Origin of the sequence: Vibrio sp. LB10LO1 (genome assembly GCF_010092875.1) — a bacterium.
Lineage (GTDB): Bacteria > Pseudomonadota > Gammaproteobacteria > Enterobacterales > Vibrionaceae > Vibrio > Vibrio campbellii.
Genome location: NZ_JAADJW010000022.1, coordinates 33,088 through 56,707 on the forward strand (window position 1 = coordinate 33,088; position 23,620 = coordinate 56,707).

At 46.3% G+C, this 23,620-nt stretch carries 18 protein-coding genes; 4 read left to right on the forward strand and 14 right to left on the reverse strand.

Annotation, left to right across the window (positions count from 1 at the left end; genetic code table 11):
* Positions 1 to 93 precede the first annotated feature (93 nt).
* Positions 94 to 1,299 (reverse strand): cystathionine beta-lyase, encoded by a 1,206-nt coding sequence (locus tag GXP65_RS16110; protein WP_162093255.1) that lies wholly within the window; start codon positions 1,297 to 1,299, stop codon positions 94 to 96.
* A 190-nt stretch (positions 1,300 to 1,489) separates the two neighbouring features.
* Positions 1,490 to 2,944 carry a cardiolipin synthase gene (gene cls, locus GXP65_RS16115; protein WP_038889485.1) on the reverse strand — a complete coding sequence of 485 codons (1,455 nt, stop codon included), beginning with the start codon at positions 2,942 to 2,944 and terminating at the stop codon, positions 1,490 to 1,492.
* 372 nt (positions 2,945 to 3,316) lie between these two features.
* On the opposite strand from cls, the gene GXP65_RS16120 reads away from it, so the two are divergent.
* The 4 genes from GXP65_RS16120 to GXP65_RS16135 all read left to right on the forward strand — a co-directional run bounded on the left by GXP65_RS16120 (position 3,317) and on the right by GXP65_RS16135 (position 8,325).
* Entirely contained in the window at positions 3,317 to 4,744 is a 1,428-nt protein-coding gene (locus GXP65_RS16120) for a sodium-dependent transporter (RefSeq protein WP_010646075.1), read from the forward strand.
* A gap of 261 nt (positions 4,745 to 5,005) precedes the next feature.
* On the forward strand, positions 5,006 to 6,619 hold the full coding sequence (locus GXP65_RS16125; RefSeq protein ID WP_162860266.1) for a methyl-accepting chemotaxis protein: 1,614 nt from the start codon (positions 5,006 to 5,008) through the stop codon (positions 6,617 to 6,619).
* A gap of 49 nt (positions 6,620 to 6,668) precedes the next feature.
* A complete protein-coding gene (locus GXP65_RS16130; RefSeq protein WP_162093257.1) occupies positions 6,669 to 7,361 on the forward strand; it encodes a TIGR01621 family pseudouridine synthase in 693 nt (230 codons plus the stop codon).
* A gap of 31 nt (positions 7,362 to 7,392) precedes the next feature.
* Positions 7,393 to 8,325 (forward strand): class I SAM-dependent methyltransferase, encoded by a 933-nt coding sequence (locus GXP65_RS16135; protein WP_162093258.1) that lies wholly within the window; start codon positions 7,393 to 7,395, stop codon positions 8,323 to 8,325.
* 92 nt (positions 8,326 to 8,417) lie between these two features.
* Here the strand turns inward: GXP65_RS16135 and GXP65_RS16140 are convergent, their stop codons facing one another.
* The 12 genes from GXP65_RS16140 to GXP65_RS16195 form a co-directional block, all read right to left on the reverse strand.
* On the reverse strand, positions 8,418 to 9,461 hold the full coding sequence (locus GXP65_RS16140; RefSeq protein WP_162093259.1) for a hybrid-cluster NAD(P)-dependent oxidoreductase: 1,044 nt from the start codon (positions 9,459 to 9,461) through the stop codon (positions 8,418 to 8,420).
* Between the two features lie 76 nt (positions 9,462 to 9,537).
* On the reverse strand, positions 9,538 to 11,199 hold the full coding sequence (gene hcp / locus GXP65_RS16145) for a hydroxylamine reductase (RefSeq protein WP_162093260.1): 1,662 nt from the start codon (positions 11,197 to 11,199) through the stop codon (positions 9,538 to 9,540).
* A 411-nt stretch (positions 11,200 to 11,610) separates the two neighbouring features.
* Positions 11,611 to 13,140, reverse strand: a complete 1,530-nt coding sequence (gene norR / locus GXP65_RS16150) for a nitric oxide reductase transcriptional regulator NorR (protein ID WP_162093261.1) — start codon at positions 13,138 to 13,140, stop codon at positions 11,611 to 11,613.
* Positions 13,141 to 13,659: 519 nt separating this feature from the next.
* The gene (locus GXP65_RS16155) at positions 13,660 to 14,865 is read right to left on the reverse strand and encodes an MFS transporter (RefSeq protein ID WP_162093262.1); all 1,206 of its coding nucleotides are present in this window, start codon (positions 14,863 to 14,865) and stop codon (positions 13,660 to 13,662) included.
* Between the two features lie 132 nt (positions 14,866 to 14,997).
* Entirely contained in the window at positions 14,998 to 15,447 is a 450-nt protein-coding gene (locus tag GXP65_RS16160) for an AraC family transcriptional regulator (RefSeq protein WP_012128284.1), read from the reverse strand.
* 431 nt (positions 15,448 to 15,878) lie between these two features.
* Positions 15,879 to 16,487 (reverse strand): CDP-alcohol phosphatidyltransferase family protein, encoded by a 609-nt coding sequence (locus GXP65_RS16165; RefSeq protein WP_162093263.1) that lies wholly within the window; start codon positions 16,485 to 16,487, stop codon positions 15,879 to 15,881.
* Positions 16,480 to 17,127 carry an ATP-binding cassette domain-containing protein gene (locus tag GXP65_RS16170; protein WP_005450651.1) on the reverse strand — a complete coding sequence of 216 codons (648 nt, stop codon included), beginning with the start codon at positions 17,125 to 17,127 and terminating at the stop codon, positions 16,480 to 16,482. The genes GXP65_RS16165 and GXP65_RS16170 overlap by 8 nt, the downstream gene beginning before the upstream one ends.
* Positions 17,093 to 18,802: a putative membrane protein gene (locus GXP65_RS16175; RefSeq protein WP_009701859.1), complete on the reverse strand. Its 1,710-nt coding sequence runs from the start codon at positions 18,800 to 18,802 to the stop codon at positions 17,093 to 17,095. Before GXP65_RS16175 ends, GXP65_RS16170 begins: the two co-directional genes overlap by 35 nt.
* Positions 18,803 to 18,811: 9 nt before the next feature.
* Entirely contained in the window at positions 18,812 to 19,969 is a 1,158-nt protein-coding gene (locus GXP65_RS16180) for an ABC transporter substrate-binding protein (RefSeq protein ID WP_009701860.1), read from the reverse strand.
* Positions 19,970 to 20,304: 335 nt separating this feature from the next.
* Entirely contained in the window at positions 20,305 to 20,982 is a 678-nt protein-coding gene (locus GXP65_RS16185; RefSeq protein WP_005450645.1) for a TVP38/TMEM64 family protein, read from the reverse strand.
* A 55-nt stretch (positions 20,983 to 21,037) separates the two neighbouring features.
* Positions 21,038 to 21,808, reverse strand: a complete 771-nt coding sequence (locus GXP65_RS16190; protein ID WP_009698151.1) for a (Fe-S)-binding protein — start codon at positions 21,806 to 21,808, stop codon at positions 21,038 to 21,040.
* Positions 21,805 to 23,601 carry an FAD-dependent oxidoreductase gene (locus tag GXP65_RS16195; protein ID WP_162093264.1) on the reverse strand — a complete coding sequence of 599 codons (1,797 nt, stop codon included), beginning with the start codon at positions 23,599 to 23,601 and terminating at the stop codon, positions 21,805 to 21,807. The genes GXP65_RS16190 and GXP65_RS16195 overlap by 4 nt, the downstream gene beginning before the upstream one ends.
* Positions 23,602 to 23,620 lie beyond the last annotated feature (19 nt).

A 23,620-nucleotide genomic window follows, 5' to 3' on the forward strand; every position in this document is an offset into this window, starting at 1 on the left:
AATTCTAATTGAGACAATGATTTAGTTGAGTGATGGCCGAGGGCAGAAAAATAGCCTCGAAGTGCGAGGCTATTTGATAGATATTCTGAATGCTTATAAAGACGCTTCTTTTTCTAGCACGAGCGCGTTGTATCGTGCGAAGCCGGCTTCTAGGTCTGCAATTAAGTCTTCGACATCCTCGAGTCCGATGTGAAGACGTACCAGTGTGCCCTCGAAGTTTGGATTTGCAACGGTACGTAAGCTGCTAAAGCTTTTCGGCTCGTTGGCTAAAATCAAACTCTCATAGCCACCCCATGAATAACCCATGCTGAAGTGTTTCATGCCATCCAACAATGCTGTGGTTGCTTTCGGGTACGAGCTTTTCAATACGAATGAGAACAAGCCATTACCACCGGTAAAGTCGCGCTTAAAGAACTCATGACCAGGGCAGCTTTCTAGGGCAGGGTGACGAATGTGATCGACTTCAGGGCGGCTTGCCAACCACTGTGCGACTTTTAGGCTGTTTTCTGCATGCTGACGTAAGCGAACATCCAAAGTACGAATACCGCGCAGGCCAAGGTATGCATCGTCAGGAGAAACACATTGACCCATCAGGTAGCTTTGCTCACGTAATTGGTCCCAGTATTTCTCAGAAGCAACCGCTGTTCCCAACATCACATCAGAGTGACCAACAATGTACTTGGTTGCTGCCTGAATAGAGATATCGACGCCGTGGTCAAATGGGGAGAAGTTCACGCCTGCGCCCCAAGTATTATCCAGCATCACGATGATTTCACGCTCATGGGCGATGCTTGCCATCGTCGGAACGTCCATCACTTCCATTGTGATTGAGCCAGGAGACTCTAAGAAAAGGATTTTGGTATTCGGTTGAATAAGGTCACGAATACCTTCACCAATCATAGGATCAAAGTAAGTCGTTTCGACGCCCATCTTTTTCATGATGGTGTCGCAGAAATCGCGAGTCGGTTCGTAACAGGTATCGACCATTAGGATGTGATCGCCCGTCTCAATAAAAGACAGGATCGCATTAGAAATCGCAGCGGTACCACATGGGTAAAGGGCACAGCCCGCACCGCCTTCCACTTCAACCATCGCATCTTGAAAGGCAAAGTGTGTGTTTGTGCCGCGGCGCCCGTAGAACAGAGTTTTGTTGGTGCGATTGATCATCGCTTGGTTTTTTTCTGCAACGGTATCAAACACGATGGTGGAAGCTCGCTGAACAGGTGGGTTAACCACACCGTTAGTCCACTTCTTGTCACGACCAGCGGTGACGAGTTTGGTCTTTTTGCCTTCTGACATAAAAATTCCCTGTCTAAATTACGATTTTCAATATTTAAAACATGGAGCAAGGGTGGTTTGCAAGGGAAAAATAGAAATGAAACGACTTGTCCGAGCATCACTCGAAAAACAGTGTTATAGGGCGTATAAAAGAAAACCGACAGCATGAATCTGTCGGTTTTATTGAGATTTAGCGGCTTTATCTTATTTATTACAGTAATGGGTTAAATAGATAGAAAACGCGCTCTAAAAAGCGGGAAAAGATACTGCGCTTTGCCCACTCATCTTTGTCGACCGTGTGTGACTGTTGGACGTAAGCGTCTTGTAGTGATGACATTTGTTTGGTGAACTCTTCATCATCTACCGCAAGCGTCACTTCAAAGTTCAGCCATAAACTGCGCATATCCATGTTTACTGTGCCAACCAAACAGAATTGCTCATCAATGACGACGGACTTAGTGTGCAGCAAGCCACCATAGAACTCGTAGATTTTCACACCCGCTGCCATTAGCTCACTGTAGAAGGCACGTGATGCCCATTGCACCATCATGGAGTCGTTTTTATGAGGAATGATAAGCTCTACATCAATGCCTCGTTGTGCGGTCATCTTCAATGTTTCAAGTAGGTCAGAACTTGGAACAAAGTAAGGTGTCGTGATCCTCACAGAACGATTCGCTTGGTTGATTGCCAAGGTTAACACTTGGTAAATCAAGTACTCCGGCATACCCGGACCTGATGGTACGACTTGAATCGGGTGTTGAAATTCATCATTATCGACTCGGCATTCAGGGTGAGTCGGTAGCTGACGCTCGCCAGTTTCTACTTCCCAATCCCAACAGTGGATAGCACTCAATACGTTCACTGTCGGGCCAGTAATGCGCACCATGATATCAATCCACTGACCGACACCGCTGCTTTGTTTAAAGAAAGCAGGATCGACCAAGTTCATTGAACCTGTGTAGGCGATCTCGTCATCAATCACGATGATCTTGCGGTGCTGACGCAAATCAAGACGGCGTAGAAAGATACGCCACATTTTTACTTCTAATGCTTGCACCACATCGATGCCCGCATCTTTCATCATCTTGTACCAAGGACTGCGGAAGAAGCGCGGACTACCGGCTGAGTCGAGCAGCAGCTTAACATCCACGCCACGCTTCGCCGCTTGAATCAATGCAGAAGCAACAGAGTCGGCTAAGCCGCCCGGATGCCAAATGTAGAACACCATGCGGATGCTGTGTTGTGCATTTTCGATGTCTTTAATAATGGAGTGAAGGATCTCATCCGGTGACTGTTGAAGCGAAAGCGTGTTGCCACTCAGTGCTGGAAGGCCCAAACGGTTGTTACACAATTCATCAATGCGGTAGATATGACGCCCCATTGCTTCTGGAACATGTGCGTTACAATCATTTAACTGAGTGAACCATTGTTGGAACGGTGTGAACATCACTTTGGCCCGTTCTGCACGTTTTCGGCCAAGGTTAAGCTCACCAAATAAGAAATAACAGGCAACACCTAGCACTGGCAGGATGTAGATGATCATCAGCCATGCGAGGGAGACGCTAACTGCACGACGCTTTAAAACGACGCGAATAGTAACACCAGCAACGAGAAACCAGTAAAGCCCGATGCCAGCGAGGGTGATAAAGTGATAGAACTTGTCCATATACGCCAAAAGTAATAAGCCCAATATGGATATTAAGCGCAAATGCCGGAACGGGAAACTATTTTCATAATCCTAGGGCAGAACGACTTTGTAATGTGAAATGAATTTTATAACGGGGGTTTGTGTTACTGATGTGTGAAAAGTCGGACGAAACATTAACTTTTGCACAAAAAAGCAGCATTTAGCGTGAACAATAATACATTTGTGCGATAAATGTGCTGATCGGGGTTCCAATTTTAAATTGAAACTGCTTTACTGACCATACATAGAGCGTCACACAAACATCTTATAAAGTGTACATTAATATTTACACGAACATATTCTAGACGCCTATCTCTATGCAAACACAACAAAATACTTTGGAGAAAAAGCGTGGCTACAAATACAGCAGCACCACGTGATACGTGGGGGTCTAAACTAGGCTTCGTAATGGCAGCAGCGGGTTCCGCTGTCGGTTTAGGCAATATATGGAAATTCCCTTACACAGCGGGTGAGAGCGGCGGCGGTGCGTTCGTTGCAATCTACCTTTTGTTTGTTATTTTTATCGGCTTTAGCGTAATGCTTACTGAATTCGCTATTGGTCGTAAGACAGGTCTTTCAGCAGTAGGTGCTTTCAAATCGACTGATCGTCGTTGGACATTTACCGGTGTTATCGGCGTACTGAGTGGTCTACTTATCATGGGTTTCTACCCTGTAGTAGGTGGCTGGGCGCTAGCGTACATCTTCAAAGTAGGTGGTGGTCTACTAAGTACTCCTGAAGCAATTGGTGACAGCTTCGGCGGCTTCATTTCTGACCCAGTTCAACCGCTACTATGGATGGGTGTTTACCTATTCCTTAACATCGTTATCGTAATGAAGGGTATTTCCGGCGGTATCGAGAAAGCGGGTAAAATCCTGATGCCTCTTCTATTCCTTATCCTGATCGTTGTATCTGTGAAAGGTCTGATGCTACCGGGTGCAATGGCGGGTCTTGAATTCCTATTCATGCCAGACTTCTCGAAAGTAGACAGCAATGTTGTTCTAGCGGCGCTAGGCCAAGCATTCTTCTCACTATCTCTTGGTATGGGTTGTATGATGACGTACGGTTCTTACCTTAAGAAGAAAGAGAACCTAGTTCAGACTACAGGTATGGTTACTGCGATGGATACTGGTGTTGCAATCCTTGCAGGTGTTGCAATGTTCCCGGCAATGTTCGCATTCGGTATGGAACCAGCAGCAGGTCCAGGTCTAGTATTCGTTGTTGTACCTCAGCTGTTTGCTGAAATGGGCGGCGTAATTGGTCTTCTATTTGCTCTGATGTTCTTCATCGGTCTAACAGTAGCGGCATTGACGTCTTCAGTATCTCTATTGGAAGTTGTGGTTTCTTACCTAATCGATGAGAAAGGCCTGAAGCGTTCAACAGCAGTACTTTCTGCAAGTGTCGTAATGGCATCACTATGTGTGTTTGCATCACTATCGCTTGGCGGTGTTGGTCCAACACTATTCGGTACAGGTGCATTCGACATCTTCGACCTACTAACAGATAAGATCTTCCTAGCGGTTGGCGGTATGTTGGTATGTATCTTCGCAGGCTGGCGTCTAAACCGTGCTGACCTTGAGAAAGAGATCACTAACGACGGTAAAGTATCTTTCCCACTATTTGGTCTTTGGTACAACCTAGTGAAATACGTAATCCCAGTTGCTATCGCTATCGTAGCCTTCATGGGTATCAAGTCTGGTTTCGACAGCGGTAAGGGCGAAATCATGCTACTAGGTATCGGCATCATTGCTCTAGCGGGTATCTTCTCTAAGAAGCTATAAGCGAACAGCAATCAGCCAAATTCGAAAATTAATAAGCGGGAGTCTTCATAGACTCCCGCTTTTTTATATTCATTATTTATAGGATTGATGGAATTAATATCAATAATAGGTATTAATTGTGAGATAGCTCGCAGGGTGAGGTGGATCACAAAAGTTTGTACTCAAGTTGCATAAGTTCGTTCCGATAACCCTTACAAAGCATGTGTAAATATGTGGATTAACTAAGTTAGAAATAAGAAATCAGAGTAAGGAAGGTTATTAGTGACAATGTCTGTTCGTAAAAAACTGTACGCGAGTTTTGGTGCCATTTTGGCAATCATGCTAGTGATGATCGGGATTATCATGCTAGAGGTATTGAACTCGCACGAAGTGGCTGACGAGGTGAGAACGGACGACGTTCCTGAAACAGTGCAGTATCTTATTTTGATCGATGAAGCTGGCGATGTTTATCGTGATGCGTTGGGCAGTATCGTTGGTGTCGCAGGGGCCCAAGCTGAGTATCAAGTTAATAAAAAGGAGTTTTCTGCCGCTATTGCCGAGGTTAAACGCCTAGAAACGGTGGGTGGTGAAGATTACCGTAACGTTGAAAAAGCTGAGCGTTACATGGGTAACTTTACCCGTGACTTTGAATCACAAGTTCTGACCAACCTAGGTTTGGAAAATGTTGAGGAGAACGTTGCTCGTCTTCGCTCACTTTATGATGCGAATCTAGCACCACTTGAATCCATTCTGGATGCCGCATCACTCGATGGTCGCCAAAGCACCAGTGAGGCATTACTCGATCTCTCTGATTCGTTTAACAGTATTGAGCTGACGATTTCTGTGTTGGGTTCGATTGCTTTGATTGCAACAGGTGTGATTGCGTACTTGTTGTCGAACTCAATCACCAACCGTTTGAGTAAGTTAGATGAATTAGCACAGCGCGTTGCAGAAGGTGATTTAACCGTCGATCCGATTGAGGATAAATCGGGTGATGAGCTGGCTAACCTAGCGACGTCACTAAATAAGATGCAGGCGTCTTTGACCAGCCTTATTGGTTCGATTTCGCTTGTGTCGGAAGAGGTGAAATCTGTTACCGGTGAACTATCCGTTGTGAGCCAAGATATTGTGTCGGGTGCAAGCAGCCAATCTGATAAAGCAAACTTGATTGCGACTGCGGCAGAAGAGTTGAGCTTGACCATTTCTCAAGTTGCCGAGCAAGGTGCTGCGACGTTTGAAGAAGCACGCAATTCGGAATCAACCGCTGAACAAGGTCGCACCGTGATTGTAGAGATGGTGGAAAGCATTCAACAGGTATCTCAGCAGATGTCGGATATGTCGGTGCAGATGAACAGTCTAGGCTCTCATGGTGAGAAGATCGGCGCGGTTATCAAAGTGATTGAAGATATCGCAGAGCAGACGAACCTGCTGGCATTGAACGCAGCGATTGAAGCGGCACGTGCAGGTGAGTTTGGTCGTGGCTTTGCTGTGGTTGCCGATGAAGTACGCGCTCTGGCTGAACGCACAACAAAGGCAACACAAGAAGTTGGTGAGATCATCCAAGCTATTCAAGTCGGTACTCAAGAGGCAGTAACTTACACCGAAGATGGCTGTCGTTTGGTTGAAATTGGTGTGAGTCAAAGCTCTGGTGCAGTGAACTCACTGGAAGAAATCGTTTCGGGTGCGGCGCACGTTCAAAGCATGGTGAACTCAATCGCGACGGCGGCGGAAGAGCAAACCGCAGTGACGAAAGAAATTGCTGCGGATATTACCTCGATCAGCGATATCTCAAACCGTTCATTACAATTGGCCAATGATAGCTCGCAAAGCGTAGAAGGTCTGAATCGTAAAGTTCAAGAACTGGAAGCGCTGGTGGGCAAGTTTAAGCTCGCCTAATTGCTTAGAATCGGTATACTTCTGGCTCCAAACGTGGAGCCAGTTTTTTATGTTCGACATTCTACACACCCATCCAGATTTTCTGATCATCAATAAACATCCCAACGTCTCAGTACACAAGGACGATGGGGATGCCATGTTGTTGCAAGAAGTAGCAAAACAAAGTGGTGATGAGCAGTTGTATCTTATTCACCGCCTCGACAAAATGACGTCTGGAATTTTGCTTTTGGGTCGCAACGCAAAAGCAGCAAGTGCGTTGTCGCAAGCATTTGCAGATCGTGAAGTCGAGAAGTTCTATCTTGCGATTGGCTCGAAAAAGCCTAAGAAGAAGCAAGGGTTGGTAGTGGGCGACATGGAACGCTCGCGTCGTTCTTCATGGAAACTGGTCAACAGCAAAACGAATCCTGCGATTACTCAATTCTTCTCTCTCGCTGCAGAGCCGGGAGAGCGCCTGTTTTTATGCAAGCCGCATACTGGTAAAACACACCAAATTCGCGTGGCATTAAAATCGGTTGGCTCGGGTATTGTTGGCGATCCTATTTATAATGCAGGCAATGAAGCCGACCGTGGCTACTTGCATGCATTTTCGCTGTGTTTCCCGTATCAAGATGAAACACATTGCTTTGTTTGCGATCCACGTGAACACAAAGCACTTGGCAGTAAATGGCACAATGAAACGGTATCCCAAGGTATCGACACTTGGCTTTCTCCGTGGGAACTCAACTGGCCTACGATCAAATAACCATCACAAAGAAAACGAATAAGAGAATTCGATGCAAGCATCACAACTTCCGCTGTTTTTTCAGCATCTAGAAGCCGAGCTAACACAAGCTCCCAACGAAATCCGCCGACTGTTTCACGGTCGTGGCCGCCGCTTCGAAGGTTTAGAGCAAATTACGTGTGATTGGTTACAAGGTCAGTTGATCATCAATCTATTTAAAGAAGTGGATGAGTCGTTTCTGAGCGAATTAAAAGCAGGATTGAACACGCTTTCTGATTCTGCTCTGTGGGCAGAGAAACAGGGCTGCACGATCGTGATTCAGCACCGTTACGCTGACGGTGCACCTTCTGAAATTCTATTGGGTGAGCTAGATGCTCGACCTGTGGTTGAAGAAAGTGGCTTGAAGTACCAGCTAGACATCGGTCGTAACCAGAACTTCGGTCTGTTCCTTGATATGCGCTACGGTCGTGATTGGGTTCGTGAAAACGCGAAGCACAAAAACGTACTTAACTTGTTTGCTTACACTTGTGGCTTCTCTGTGGCGGCTATTGCTGGTGGCGCAGATAAAGTGGTTAACGTGGATATGGCGAAAGCGTCGCTGTCTAAAGGTCGTGAGAACCATAAGCTGAATGGTCATAACATCAACCAAGTGAGCTTTATGGGGCACGATATCTTTAAGTCGTGGTCCAAGATCAAGAAGTCAGGTCAGTACGATATGATCATCATTGATCCGCCGTCATTCCAGAAAGGCAGCTTTGCACTAACCAAAGACTACAAAAAGATTCTACGTCGTTTGCCAGATTTATTGGCAGAAGGTGGTCAGGTGTTAGCGTGTGTTAACTCGCCATCGGTGACCAGCGATTTCTTGATTGAAAGCATGAAAGAAGAAGCGCCAGAGCTAACATTCCGCGAGCGTTTGGATAACCCACCAGAGTTTATGGATGTAGATAGCGAAGCTGCACTGAAGGTTTTGTTGTTTAGCTGAGTTTAGATTAATAAACTTCCGAGTTTAATAACACTTTTCCATAAACAAAAAGCGCCTAGTACGGCGCTTTTTTAATGTTCGTATAAAGGGCTTTAACCAATCTGAACTTCGAGGTCGGATTCAATCGTTGAAGAACAGGCGAGTACGTATCCTTGCTCAATTTCTTCTGGGGTCAACGTTTCAAGACTGGTTGAAGAAACGCTGCCTGTGCGAACCTTACACTTACAAGAACCACAAATGCCGCTTCGACAAGCGACGATCAACGGTAATCCAGCACCTTCCAACACATCAGCAAGGACTTGGCCTTTTTGCGCATCGATCGTTTGAGCAAAGTCTGGTACTGACACACTGGCCGTTTCATCTGACACTTCAGTTTCTTCACTGGCCGCAGGAGTAAAGCTTTCTTGGAAGAAGTTCGCCATATCAAAGCCAAGTTCACTCAAGTAGCTTTGAACATCAAGCATAAACTGGTTTGGACCGCAGAGATAAACCGTGCGCTGTTTAAAATCGGGCACCAGTTCTTTTAACCACTCGGTATTCAAACGACCTTCTGGATAAAGCGTTTCACCGCGGTTTTTCAGTAGCAATTTCAGTTTGAAATCTGAATAAACTGAATGGTAGGTCTCTAATAAATCAAAGTAGATGGTTTCAGGCTGAGAGCGAGCAATGTGCAGGAACTCAATATCAACTCCAGCGTCGTTGTCTAACCATTCTTTTGCCATCGCGAATACAGGCGTAATGCCACAGCCCGCACTAATGAGCAGGGCTTTCTTTCTGTTATTGACCGCGATTGGTGGATGATCAATGCAGTTGAAATCACCGGTAGGCGGAAGAGCTTGAACAGTATCGCCAATGAGAAGCTTATCGATGATGTAGTTGGATACCTTACCGCCTTCGACGCGCTTGATCGTCAGTTGCAAGCAGTCGTCACCGGAAAGAGAGCTGAGTGAGTAAGCGCGAAACTCCACCTTGCCATCGATTTCAACACCAAGGTTGATGAACTGACCCGCTTTAAACTCAAACAAGAGCGATTCTGACAGGTCTGCCAACTTGAGGCTCACTGCATCGGCAGTTTCATGGTATTTGTCTACACAGCGTAACGTGACAGGTTGACTGCCTTGCCATTCAAAAAACATAACAATCTCTTTGGTTATCGAGTACTCAATAGATAGTAGCGCCCCCAACTAAGGAGGCGCATGATAAGCGAGGCGATTACGCTGCTAGGATGGTTTTAAGATCGTCCTGAACATTGCCAATACTGCGCATGTCGAACTTCTCTTGGATAATCGCAATCAAGTTTGGCGTTAGGAATGCAGGCGCTGTTGGACCTGTGTAGATGCCTTTCACACCAAGAGCGAATAGCGTAAGCAGGATCACAATCGCTTTTTGCTCGAACCAAGACAGAACAAGCGTTAGAGGAAGCTCGTTGATGTCGCAATCGAACTCTTTCGCAAGTGCCAGTGCAAGCTGGATTGCTGAGTACGCATCGTTACATTGACCCACATCCAATAGGCGAGGGATGCCATTGATGTCGCCAAATGTGTTCTTGTTGAAACGGTATTTACCACAAGCTAGCGTTAGGATTAGCGTATCTTCTGGCGCTTCTGCAGTGAAGTCGGTGTAGTAGCTACGCTCTGCTTTGTCGCCATCGCAACCACCTACTAGGAAGAAATGTTTGATGTTGCCTTGCTTCACTTGATCGATAACCGCAGGTGCTGCGTTCATTAGTGCGTTGCGACCGAAGCCAACCGTGATGTTGTGTTCGATTTCGTCGTGCTGGAAGCCTTCTTGCGCTAATGCACATTCAACGACTTGGCTAAAATCATCACCTTCTAGGTGAGCGACACCAGGCCAACCAACAATGCTACGAGTGAATAGACGGTCTGCGTATTGGCCAACGTTCGGGTTCAATAGGCAGTTTGATGTCATCACAATCGCGCCAGGGAAGTTAGCGAATTCTTTTTGTTGGTTCTGCCAAGCGCTACCGTAGTTACCCACTAGGTGAGGGTATTTTTTCAGCTCTGGGTAGCCGTGTGCAGGCAGCATTTCACCATTGGTGTAAACGTTAATGCCTTTGCCTTCGGTTTGTTGCAGGATTTTCTCTAGGTCGTGAAGGTCATGGCCAGAAACAAGGATACATTTGCCTTTCACTGGCTTCACGTTAACGGTGGTTGGCTCTGGGTGACCGAACGTTGCTGTTTCACCATGATCCAGCATTTCCATCACTTTGTAGTTCATAAGACCGATGCGCATTGAGCAATCTAGCAGTTCGCCTAGATCTTCAGGGTCCGTACCTAACCAAGCCATGATTTCGTGGTATTCCGCGAAGATGTCATTGTTGGTTTGCTCAAGTACGCGTGCGTGTTCCATGTACGCAGCAGCACCTTTTAAGCCGTACAGGCAAAGTAGGCGCAGGCCGATAACGTCTTCGTTTACTTGGCCTTTACCACGGTTTACTGCCACTTGAGGAGCAAATGCTAGGATTTCTTCTGCACTGTTTGGCAGCTCGAAGTTCGCAACGTTAGGTACGTTCAATACGACTTCGTCAGCAAGTGTTGCGGCAGACATGACTTGGTCTTTTAGCAGTGTTTTGTATGTTGCTGCCTGAGAAGTCAGCTCAAGGATACGCTCTGGATCGAAGTTTACGTTAGTCAACGTAGAGAAGAATGCTCTTGGAGCCCATTGGTTGATTTCATCATTGATGATGTTGAATTCAAGCGCGCGTGCTGCCCAAAAAGAAACCCCTTGCAGAGTGTAAACCAACACGTCTTGTAGATCGGATACCTCTGAAGTTTTGCCACACATACCTTGTGCGAAAGAACAGCCTTTTACAGCTGGGGTTTGGATTGTCTGTTCACATTGAATACAGAACATATTGGGTTCTCCAGTGATTGTAGTAATAGTCGTTTTGTTTTCTCCAATAGAGCAGAATGCGTGCCAATTGTTATGTTGTTGATTTTAATTGGCTTTATTTGTTTTTGGGTACGTGCTTGATGTGATTGTGACAACGCGAATGATGTACAAATGACAACGAAAATACAGATGTGGTGAGAAAAGCAACGCGTGAGAAACGTTTTAACGGGCGATAGTGGAAGTACTTGTTAAACAGAAGAAAAGTTAATGCGGTTTTGTGAAGGCAAGAGATTCCCGATTGCGCTCCTTTGTCGGCTCGCTCTGCTTCGGGCTAGGAGTCATTCCGGACGAGCCTAAGCGAGCCATCCGGAATCTATCTTTTTAAGACGTAAGTTTCTGTCCCTTCAAGAGAAGAGAGCGAAGTAGTGGCTTCTATTTGCTAATGCCGAGCTTTTTACCCATGCGATACAAGTTGCCTCGATCCATCTGTAAAAACTCTGCTGCTTTTGCCCAAACCCCACCGGTTTGGCTTAAAGCGTGTTCAATCAAGTCACGTTGATAACTCTCGACTAACTCACGCATTGGCTGACTCTCTTTTGGCAAGTAATGCGATGTGTTTTTTACATCATTCAATGCCAATGAAGTGTCAAAGTGATTGAGCATGATGGTGCTCGCGCCTTGTTGGATGGCATGTAACGCTGCTCGCGTTAACGTGTGTTCAAGTTCTCGAACGTTACCGTACCAAGGCAGAGATTCTAGTTGAGTCAGTACCTTAGGGTGAACGTGAAGGTTTGGTGCGTTAAATTGTTGACGTACTTTTTCCAACAAATATCCCGCGAGAACTGGAATATCGCCATCACGCGCGCGCAATGGTGGCACTTTGATTGGGAATACGTTTAAGCGATGGAACAAATCCGCACGAAATGTGCCATCTTCCACTTCTTTTTCTAACTGTCGGTTGGTGGCCGCGATGATGCGCACGTTGACCATCAAATGCTGATCGCTGCCCACACGTTGCAACTCACCTTGTTGGATAACTCGCAACAGTTTTGCCTGCAAAATCAATGGCAATTCACCCACTTCATCTAAGAAGATTGTACCGCCATCAGCCAGTTCGAACTTACCTGCACGATGACTATTGGCTCCTGTAAAAGCGCCCTTTACGTGGCCAAACAGTTCGCTCTCCGCCAGACCTTCGGGTAGGGCAGCGCAGTTTACGTAAATCATCGGTTTATCATTGCGATGAGATTGAGCATGAACTGAATGAGCAACAAGCTCTTTACCGGTCCCCGTTTCTCCCGTTACTAATACTGCGTAATCCGACTGAGCAACGGTCGCAATGTTGTTTCGTAATTGATTGATTTGTGGGCTTAAGCCAACCATGTCACCGTGTTGTGAGCGCGCTTGTTGGATCAGGGTTTGCGTGACGCTCTTTTGCTTCTGGTTCTGCGCTTTAAGGGCTTTTAGTTGCGCAATGTTACGTAGTGTCGCCGCCGTTAGCGCAGCAAACGTTTCGATCGCAACTGGGTCGATATGGTCAAATGCGCCAACAGCCAGCGCATCCATGGTTAACGCCCCGACAAGCTGCCCCTCAACGTATAAGCTAAAGCCCATGCAGTCATGAACGTCAATGCATTGATCTTCCGTTAAAAGTGTTCCATCAAATGGATCGGGCAGGGCACAATCAGCGTCGAAGCGAACCGGCTCACGACTATGAATGATGGCCTCTAAACGTGGGTGAGCTTTAGGAAAGTAGCGGCGACCGAGTACTGAGCTCGACAGGCCTTTTACTGCAACTGGCGTTAGGAAGCCATCTTCATCAAAGATAAACAGACAACTCGCATCACAAGGGAAGACTTGGGCCACTCCATCAATCAGGTTTTGGTATTGCTGCTCATGAGAGCGATTTGAGCTCAGGTTGAGTGCGATATTGAGAAGTACGCGATCGACAGTAGGAGTCATAACAGGCCCGGAGTTAGCTTGAATGGGCTCATGCTAGCAAGTTGATGTCATTTGAACATCGAAAGGTGTGAGAGATTGATGTTCCATTGACGACGATCAAGTGAAGCTGCATTACTGCGATACAAACAAATGCAACTGGTTGAGTTTAACGGCTAAGCGTAAGGAATTTTGCCTACGGAAATAATGTTATCCGAAATTGATATTTTACTGTTGACCTAAAGTTAACTTGAGCTTTTATCCTCCGCACACCAAAACGTCATGAGGATAGGTTATGCATAATAATTACATTAAAGAATTAGCCATAAAGAGCTACCAAGAAGATATACAAAAAGAGTATTACCGCGCTAAGCAGCAGACTTGGCACTTACCGAGTTTTATGTTGGGAATTGTGCTCTCACAGCTTATTTTCGGCTGGTTATTCTGATAGGAGAAGTTTGGCCTCAACAGAATGGAAACTTTGAGGCCAAACCCCTGTTAGTTATCAGGGTAACAAATAGCGAGCAGTGGTGTTCTGAAGAGCTAATTTTCAGAGAGCGTGTATGTTTGTCCTACTGCTCTACGTTGCTCAATGAAGATGATGAAAAATGCGATAGCGCTTGTCATAGCGAGCATCCAACTAGTGAGTACCATCATGCTCTGAGTCGCAGGCAACATCGATAAACCGTAGGTGAAACCAAATGCTCCTATCATCTGTAATGCTCCATAAATCGCGCCAACTTGCCCTTTGTGTTTCGGAAACATATACAAGGCTGAAACGCCCGCGATAGCAAGTAAGAACGCAACTCCAAATGACATCACGCAGAACCCCAACAACATGAATGAATAGCTTTTCACCATAAGGCTGAATGTAGTCAGGGCACAGCCTGAAACTTGGATTACGCAGCCGAAGAAAAGCGTCAGATTCTCACTTAGGCGGTTCTTTAAGAACTGATTCCAAAATAATCGTGATACCACGCTACTGATCATTAACGTCATTGCACCTAATCCAAAATCTGCTACTGAGATGTCAAATTGGTTTTGAGCAACGAAGGAGCCCATCACTTGGAAAAGTAGAAGACAGCTCGTGCCGCTGATCATCATTGCGAGATAACACAAAAATGTTAGGTTTGAAGTGATAAAAGCATAGTCTTTTAACATTTGCTTAGGTTTGATTGCGTCCGGGTTATGTTGACTGATTGTCTCGCGTTTAATTACTGCGATGACAAGCAATGTCACAACCGCTAGGCCGAGCAAAAAGATAAAGTTTGCTTCCCAGCTAAAATGTGTTGTGAGGTACCCACCTAGAATTGGAGTTAAGCCTGGTAAGCTCATAAAAATAATCCCATACCAGGCAAGTATCCCCATAAGTTCCGATTTTTCGAAAGCGTCTTGTAGTATTGTTCTACAAAGCAAGTAGAGTCCTCCGACGCCAAAACCTTGTACAACTCTACCAATCAGAAGAGACTCGATGTTTTGTGATAGGGCGCACAGCGCTGAGCCTGCCACAAAAATGACGGCTGAGAGTAAGGCGACGGGCTTCCTTCCATATCTTTCGGAAAAAGGTCCAGCGAGTAGTTGACTGCATGCTAGTGCAATAAAAAATACGCTTAAAGATTGTTGCACAAGTGCCTCTGAGGTGTGCAGAGCATTCTGTATCTCGGGGAGGCTTGGCACATACATGCTCGAGGCAAAAAAATAGCTGGACGCCATGATTAGGCTGATAAATATGATCTGGAGTTTGGACATTCGTTTAACCTCATGCCTTGTTAAAGGAGTAGTTAAACATGGTAGAGAGGTGCGTCGTTTAAAGCTTTTGGGTAGCTGACAGTTTGTTTACAAAACGCGCCATATCGTCTGGTCACTATACATATTTGGCCGTTAATCCATATTTTGCTTTTGATGCTTGTTATAAGCAGTCGAAAAAGAAGAGAGACTTGAATACTCAAGCTCAAACGCAACAACCGTTGCGCTTATGCCTTTTTTCATCATTTGCTCCGCTCGCTCCATGACTACTTTATTTCGGATCTCTTTGAAAGAAGCTTTGAAGTGCGAAAGGAACAATCGGTTTAATGTTCGCACTGACGCACCAGTCTTTTGCGATAACTGCGAGATAGACATTTTAATGGTTGGTTTATCAGAGAGCGCTTCGATTATGATTAATAGGCGTCGGTCCATGCTACCCTGCGCGACGAAAGGGTGAGTTGTCGGTGCGCAACGAGAGCACTGGTCGATAAGAACATCTATGTATTGGTCGGCTAACTTGGGATCTTGAGTCTTGTTTTTCCAAACACTGAACAACTGTGTGATGATTGGTGAAACGTCCAGCATACAGACTGCTTTTATATTTGGGGTTGAATTGGAGGGCAGCTTAAGAAGAGAAACCTGCGAGCGCTTTAGAAACTCTGCTCGGTGCGGTGTATAGGCTGGAATATAGACTAATGAGCCCGGCATGGATAACAGACTATGCTTGTCCGTTGATACAATTTGACACCCTTGGTGCACGTAGGCGAGATGTGAATAACTATGAGTGTGAAAATCTCCTGGCGGCCGATGTGATTCATATTGTTTGAGAATCAGTCTTTTATCTTCCAAATTCACCTTCTTGTTGATGTCATTGTTTATCTATTTCGAGGCTCATAGTTCAATGAATAAAAAATTGGACTACGAGCCTACAGTTTACACGAGTTTGACTGAATCTTTTTTTACTGGCGCCAATCGTTTTTGTTTTCGCGCCAACATGCTTCTTAACGTGGGGAAGGTTACGACTTTAATGTTTGAAATCCTGAGTAAATGCGCGTAAACGTAGTAAACCAACACGCTGCACCAAAGATGTACGCAATGATGGCAAAGTGCTGAGGGAACAAACAGAACAGCACGAAGCAACCGATGGTCTCTGTGCCTTCTGTCAGACCGCTCATGTAGTACAGAGATTTGTGCTTGTAGACAGGGTTATCGATACCACGTTTACCCGCCATGATCGCGAAAGCTAAGAAGCTGCTTCCTGTACCAATAAACGACAAGATCAAGAACGCACCTGCGACGGCGTTCTGTTCTGGGTTTGCTAGTACAAAGCCAAAGGGAATCAGAGAATAGAACAAGAAGTCTAGGCTTATATCAAGGAAGCCGCCCGCATCGGTGATGCCTTGAATCCTCGCTAAAGCACCATCCAATCCATCACAGATGCGATTCAGTAGAATAAACGCTAATGCAAGCGTGTATTGCTCTGCTACCAAGGCAGGAAGCGCAAAGCAGCCAAGGGCGAAGCCAAACAAGGTGGTTTGGTTAGCTGTCACGCCACATTTATCAATCAATTTCGCACTCTGTGCCAGTGGCCACTTAATGATTTTGATGCTTAGGCTATCAAGCATGACTTGTCTCCCACGGCCAGTTTAGGCAACGACTGCCTGCAGGGATATCGTCTTCATCGTGAGTCACCATCAACGCGGGAATATTAGCGAGTTGAAGCTGTTCCACGACCCAGTTACGAAACTGCACGCGCAAATCTTTATCGAGTTTGCTGTATGGTTCGTCGAGTAGGGCAACTTTTGGTTTCGCCAACAACATACGAGTCAGAGCGATACGGGCGCGCTGACCACCTGATATTTGATCTGGGAAAGATTCCGCGAGCTTGGTTAACGAGATGTGTTTCAATGCTTGCATCGCACGTTCTTTACGCTCAGCCCCTTTGATTGAATCAGGCAGAGCGAAGGCAAGGTTTTCCCATACGGTGAGGTGTGGAAAGAGCAAATCGTCTTGGAACAAAATACCTACCTGACGCTTATGCGCAGGCAAAGCATCCAACTTTTCATTATCGAGAGTGATTGAGCCTGAATAGTCGAACTCGGAAGATAGGTGACCAGCAATGGCATCCAATAAAGTGGATTTGCCACAGCCGCTTGGACCCATCAGGGTAACAATTTCACCTTTCTCTACCGTCATGTTGAAGGCAGAGAAAAGCGTGTCGCCATTGGTTTTATGGATGGCGAGGTTTTCGAGACAGAGACTCATTCGGTAGTAAACCTTTAATAGACAACCGGCGATACTTAACGTGTAAGCGGCTAAGTAAAATCGCAAAAGAGAAGAACATTAACGGCAAGAGAGCTTGCCAAATTGCGTAAATCGCAGTGACACGACGGTCAAAGCCACTTGATAGGGCGACCGCTTCTGTTGTTATTGTGCTGATGCGACCAGCTCCCAGCACGAGTGTTGGTAGGTACTGCGCTAAGCTGACACTAATGCCAACTGCCCAAGCAAAAGCAATCGCAGGCAAAAGAATGGGCAGTTTGACTTTTAACCAAGCCTGCATCGGTGATTTACCAAGGCTTAAGGCGACACGAGTCAAACCATTGTCGAAGCTGCGCCATGGACCGTCGAGTGATAGGTAAACAAACGGGAAAGCAAAGAAGACGTGTGCCCAACATACCCAGAACAAGTACGCGCTGCTGTCGAGGTACAGCGTGACGACTTGCATTCCAAACAAAACGGAAAGCTGCGGAATCAACATTGGCACGGCAATGATGTACCCTGGGACTTGCCAGCGGTAACGCAGTCGGTATTCGTGAGCAATCAGAGCAAGTACCAGAGCAATTGATGCGCTGATCACCGCAATCAACATGCTTTGCTCTAGCGTGCCAAGAATGCTTTGCCACTCGTATTCCCAAAAACGTAAGCTGTAACGGCTTGGCAATAAGTCAGGGAAACGCCAACGCTGTGCAAAGCTCCACACCACCATCAAAGGCACCATTAACAGTGCGAGTAGAGCAATCATAGAGAACAAGGTCTTTCCTGGTAAGCGGAAACCGCTACGACCGGAGTATTGCCAGCGTTTAAAGCCTTTAGTAACGCTCCACTCGACGAGTCGAGCAAAGCCAATCAATAGGCTCGCAATCGCAAACAACACAACTGCACCCGCCGCCGCTCTTGGTAGGAGGGATAAATCAGGATCGTTAAACCACTGCCATACCAATACTGCAAAGGTAGGAGGGTTGGTTGGACCGATAATTAGCGCGACATCGACAACGGATAAGCTGTAAGCCAGCACGGCTAGCATTGGGAAGCGCAGTTTTGCTAACCATTGTGGGAAAACGCATTTCCACCAAGCTTGAGCCGAGCTATACCCCATCGAATGACTGACTTTTTCTATCTTCTCGACCTTCAATTGTTGAAGAATCGGAATACTCATCAACAAAAGGAACGGGACTTCTTTGATGGCAAGCATGATGATCAAACCTAGTGCGTGTGGGTCTTTGATCAGCAACGCTAAGTCATTCACCGTTTGCGCATTTGGATCGTAACCAAACATTTGGTTGAGTACGCGAACGCCCATACCTGTTGGTGCAAATAGGAAAGCAAAACCAATGGCGAATGCCACGTGTGGCATGGCAAGAAGCGGAGAAAGACTGACTTCGATTTTACGCCAGAATTTACTTCCCCAAGAAGCTTGCAGAATCGCAAACGTCATCAAACAAGCAAGGTAGCTACTGAAAATGGCAGAGTAGAACGTTAGACCAATAGATGTCCACACGCCTTCCCAGTCAAACACAGCATCAAAGCCATCAAGTGAAAAATGATGTAAGCCGATAGGGGGAACATAGCCGAGCGCAGAGACCACCACCCCGAGTAGACCCGGGATGGTTGGTAATATACAAACTGCGATAATAACTAGATACAGCGCTCTTAACATGGGTGATTATTAATTCCCGTAGCGTTTCAACCATTCTTTTTCTAGTGCGGCTTGCCAGCTTGGATGTGGCTCTGCAATAGACTTGAATTGTTGAGTATTTTTAGCCGTACCAGTCAGGTATTGGCTGCTTAGCACTGAAGGATCACCCCAGATGTTGATATCACCTTTACGAGATTGCGCTTCAGGACTTAATAAAAAGTTTATAGCAACTTGAGCCCCTGCACTGGCGTTTGCGTTCCAAGGGATAGCTAAGAAGTGAATGTTAGAAAGTGCACCCGCATCCATCGCATACGCTTTGGTGCTATCTGCAAGGTTGCCGCTAGACTGTGCTGAATAAACCGCATTTGGGTTAAAAGTGACGGCTAAGTCAATCTGACCATCATCTAGTAGTTGTACCGTTTCCGCTGTGCCACCCGGAAACTGCTTACCGCCACGCCATGCGACTTTGTGAAATTCATCTAGGTAAGCCCATAGAGGTTGCGTGACGGTTTTGAATGATTCGTCTGTCACTGGCTTTTGCAGTGCAGGGTCGTTATTGCTCAATTCGATCAGTAGAGATTTGATGAAACTGGTGCCATGAAACTCCGGTGGACGAGGGTATGTCAGACGATTTGGAAACGCTTTTGCGTAGCTCAGCATTTCAGCATATGAGCTTGGTGGGTTGTGCAGGGTTTCTTCATCGTAGATAAACACCAATTGACCTACGCCCCAAGGCGCTTCTAGACCATCTGTTGGTTCAGAGAAATCGACATCAACAGGCAGGGTTTTATCGACATACTGCCAGCTTGGTAAACCTTCAACGAAAGGACCAAACAACAGTTGGTTGTCTTTCATCGATTTAAAGTTTTCGCCATTAATCCAAACCATATCAACACTGCCACCGCTGTTTTTCCCTGCGGCTTTTTCAGCAATAAGACGAGTGGTGGTTTCAGAAATATCGGTGACCTTGACGTGGTTAAGTGTCACGTTGTAGCGAGATTTAAGCTCTTTGCCTGCCCATTGGATGTAGCGGTTAATTTCTTGGCTACCACCCCAAGCATGAAAATAAACGGTCTGACCGTCGGCTTGCTGTTCTATTTTTTGCCATTCTTCAGCGGTCGAAGATGCAAAAGAGGAGGTCGCGAATGTGGTGGCTAAAATGCCAATGGTGCTAAGTAGCTTTTTCATACGTAATCCGTGTTTCTTTATCTTTGTTTTCATTTTGGAGCTTTATATTCCCATGAGGTACAAACGGCTGTTTTGGTACTCTGAATTGGGGATAAACCACGCTGGAAGCTCCGTTCCCTCTAGATGGATAGTAATCTATCTTGCTCTATTATCAACGCGAATTTGATAATAGATTCAGAGAATTACTCGCCTTGTGAGGTGATACCAATCCACGTCAGTTTTTGGTCTTAAAAGTCACCAATTTAAGGACAAAGTGTGAGCAAATCAGTAGCAATGAAAATAGTGCGACTCTCGATAAGTCGCACTATTTTGGCTTCAATAATGGATAGACCGGATTACTTCGCTAATTCTTCCATGTTGATGCCTTTTTTCTTTGCGATGTATTTTGGAATCAAAGACATGCCAAACAGCACAAGACCCGCAACCGCAAATTTTACCAACAACATTGCAGACACACCGTTTGTTGCGATGTCACCAGCCATGTAAGCAAAAATGAAAGCACCTGGCGCCATGGTCAACAGAGAAACCAGAGCGTAAGTGCCAAGGTTTAGGCTGGTTAGACCGTAAGCGTAGTTTTGTAGGCTGAATGGGAATACAGGCACAAGACGAGTCAGAATCAAGAAGCTGGTGCCGTTTGCTGCTACACCGTCATCGATTTTCTTGAATATTGGGTTGTCGCCAAACTTCTTCATGATGGTGTTCCGCAGTAGGAAGCGCGCCACGATAAAGGCTGCTACTGCACCAAGCGTTGCAGAAAAGAGCGCCAATACGCCACCTTTGATAGGACCGAATACGATACCTGCCACAATGGTAAATGCGCTGCCTGGTAGTAGGAAAACACACGCAAATACGAATGCTGCTACGAATACGGCGTAACCCCACACACCAAAGCTTGCGATCCAATCTTGTAGGCTCTTGATGTCAGTGATGATTTCAAGAATGCCAGTTTGTTTTGCCGCGAACAGAGCGAGAGCTACAACAGCGACGATAAGAGCGATTTTTACGAGTTTCATAAGTTCAACTTCACTTAAACCTAATAATTAAAAAGAGATAGCGACACAGAGACAGTTACACTGACATACACTTGATCAGGCCCGCTTTTGACTTGTAGCGGTTGAACCAAGCTTTTACAGGGCTCGCAAGCACGTTTACTGGCGGCTCATCACCTTGCATGATCACAGGACCGAACATCAGATCCAGAATGTGCCAAGACTTTGTACCAACACCCATCATGGATGCACGACATGCCGAGCAATAAACCACTACGTAGTCGGTTTCAAACTCTTCAACACGGCGCTTAATTACGCGCGTTGCCACATCTGGGTTTGCAGGTACAACCATGCCGCCGAAGCCACAGCAGCGGGTGTTTTCTCGTGTGTGTTCTGGCTCAGAGGTTTTGTAACCAAGTTCGTTTAATATCCAACGGATACCGTCTTGCAGCTCTTTCTCGTAGCGAGTTGAACAAGAGTCGTGAATGGTAAACACCACGTCGCTGTTTTTGGCTTTGCCGCGCAGTTCTTCCGGTAAACCAATTTCAGGAAGTAGCTTCCACAAAGACACTGGTTTTTGTGTGCCACCAGATTTTTTGATCATGCCGTAGCAGCTTTGACACGCCACAATCACTTCTTGTGCGTCTAGCTTGTCAAAATCAGCCTGTAGCTGACCGTAACGCTCTTTAAACTTCTCCGTTTGACCGATAGCAGCAGTCGGTTTGCCACAGCATTTTTGAACTGCGCCCATGTCTGGAAATACTTGCTTTAGGTAGCTAGCAATGGCAGCTACACCTTCAGGTGAATAGGATGGCAAGCTGCATCCTGGCATAAATACTTTATTACTCATTTTGTCGATACCGCTCGTTTTGCCATAGTGAAGATTTTTGAGAAGCCAAGCTTCTGGTGCATGTTGATCGCTTTATGACCCGGCATTGGAGATTCACCGTTGTTTGCCTTAACAAAGTCAGCACGTGCCCCTAGGAACATCTCTTTCATTGGGAAGTCTTTCGGACACACGATGGTGCATTGGTCACACGCGTTGCATGAGTAAGCCATCAGTGGATCCATCGACTTGTTGTTCACAAAGTCGGAGAAAATGGTTTTCGGACAGTCGCTGAAGTCATTCATCATGATGCACTCGGTCATACATAGCTTGCAGCTGCATTGCAGGCAGCGAGAAGCTTCTAGTTTGATTTGCGCTTCAGTAAAGCCTAAATCCACTTGTGCAAAATCCTGCTTACGCTCTTCAGCGTCACGCAATTCACCGTGTAGGCGAGGGGTATCTACCGTACCTTTTGGTAGTGGTACGTCTAGACGAGATGAGTAACTGTATTCTTGCTCGAAGTCGCGGTCTTCAGTTAGTGGACGAGTCGTTAGGAAGCGTTCAACGCTCATTGCTGCTTTACGACCTAATGCCATCGCTTCAATTACGATGTTCCCGCCACACGCATCACCAGCTACGAATACGTCTTCTAGACTAGATGCTAGTGTTTGTTTATCGACAACGTAACGGCCACCGCGAGTTTGCTCTAGTGCACCGTCAGTAATATCTGCCACGATTTGACCCGTAGCGAAAACAACGGTATCCACAGAGATAGTTTTGCTTTCTTCGCTGTACTGAGGTGCAAAGTTGCCTTGCTCATCAAAGATCGACAGCACTTTCTTGATAGTAATGCCTGTTACTTTGCCGCTCTCGTGCTCGATAGCGACAGGTCCCCAACCCGCATGGAATTCAACGCCTTCTTCTAGTGACTCATCGATTTCGATTTGGCTTGCAGGCAGGTTCTCAAGGCTCTCAAGTGAACATTGGTAAACTTCACTTGCGCCGATACGCCATGAAGAGCGTGCGCAGTCCATCGCTACGTCACCACCGCCGATAACCATTACTCGCTTACCTGCTCGTGGGAATTGGCGAGTTTCAGAAATCTCTTTTAGGTATTCAACCGCAGAGAACACGCCATCGTTGTCATGACCCGGCAGAGGGATGATCGAACCTACGTGCGCACCATGTGCAAGTACCACCGCATCATGCTCGTTGCGTAGTGTTTCGAAACTGATGTCTTTGCCGATCTCAACGCCAAACTGAGTTTTGATTCCCAGCATCGCTAAGTAGCTGTATTCGAAATCGATAACATCGCGTGGCAGGCGGTATTCAGGGATACCAACACGCATCATACCGCCGTAAACGTCCAGCTTTTCATAGATGGTGACTTCATGACCCTGACGACGTAGTTCGATTGCCGCTTGAGCGCCAGCAGGACCTGCACCTACGATCGCGATGTGCTTGTTAGTTAGGGGGGCAATGTTTAGATCCCAGTGATCTTGGTTATCCATTTTCTCTGCGACGAAACGTTTAATCCCAGCTACGCTGATTGGCTGACCAAACTCTGTGTTGCGACGACAAGACGCTTCACAAGGGTGGGCACAAATACGACCAAGAGTTTGAGGAAGGAATAATTTGCTGCGGATCAGATCCAAAGCGCCTTGGAAATTACCTTCGCCTGCCATGCGAACGTACTGTTTTACGTCCGTGTGCATTGGACATGCGGTTTGACATGCCGGATCGGCATCACCCATACAACCATCGACAATCGTTTGAGCGGTGTCGAATAGCTTTTGGCTAAAAATTACATTGTTCATTCACTGCGGTTCCGTGTTG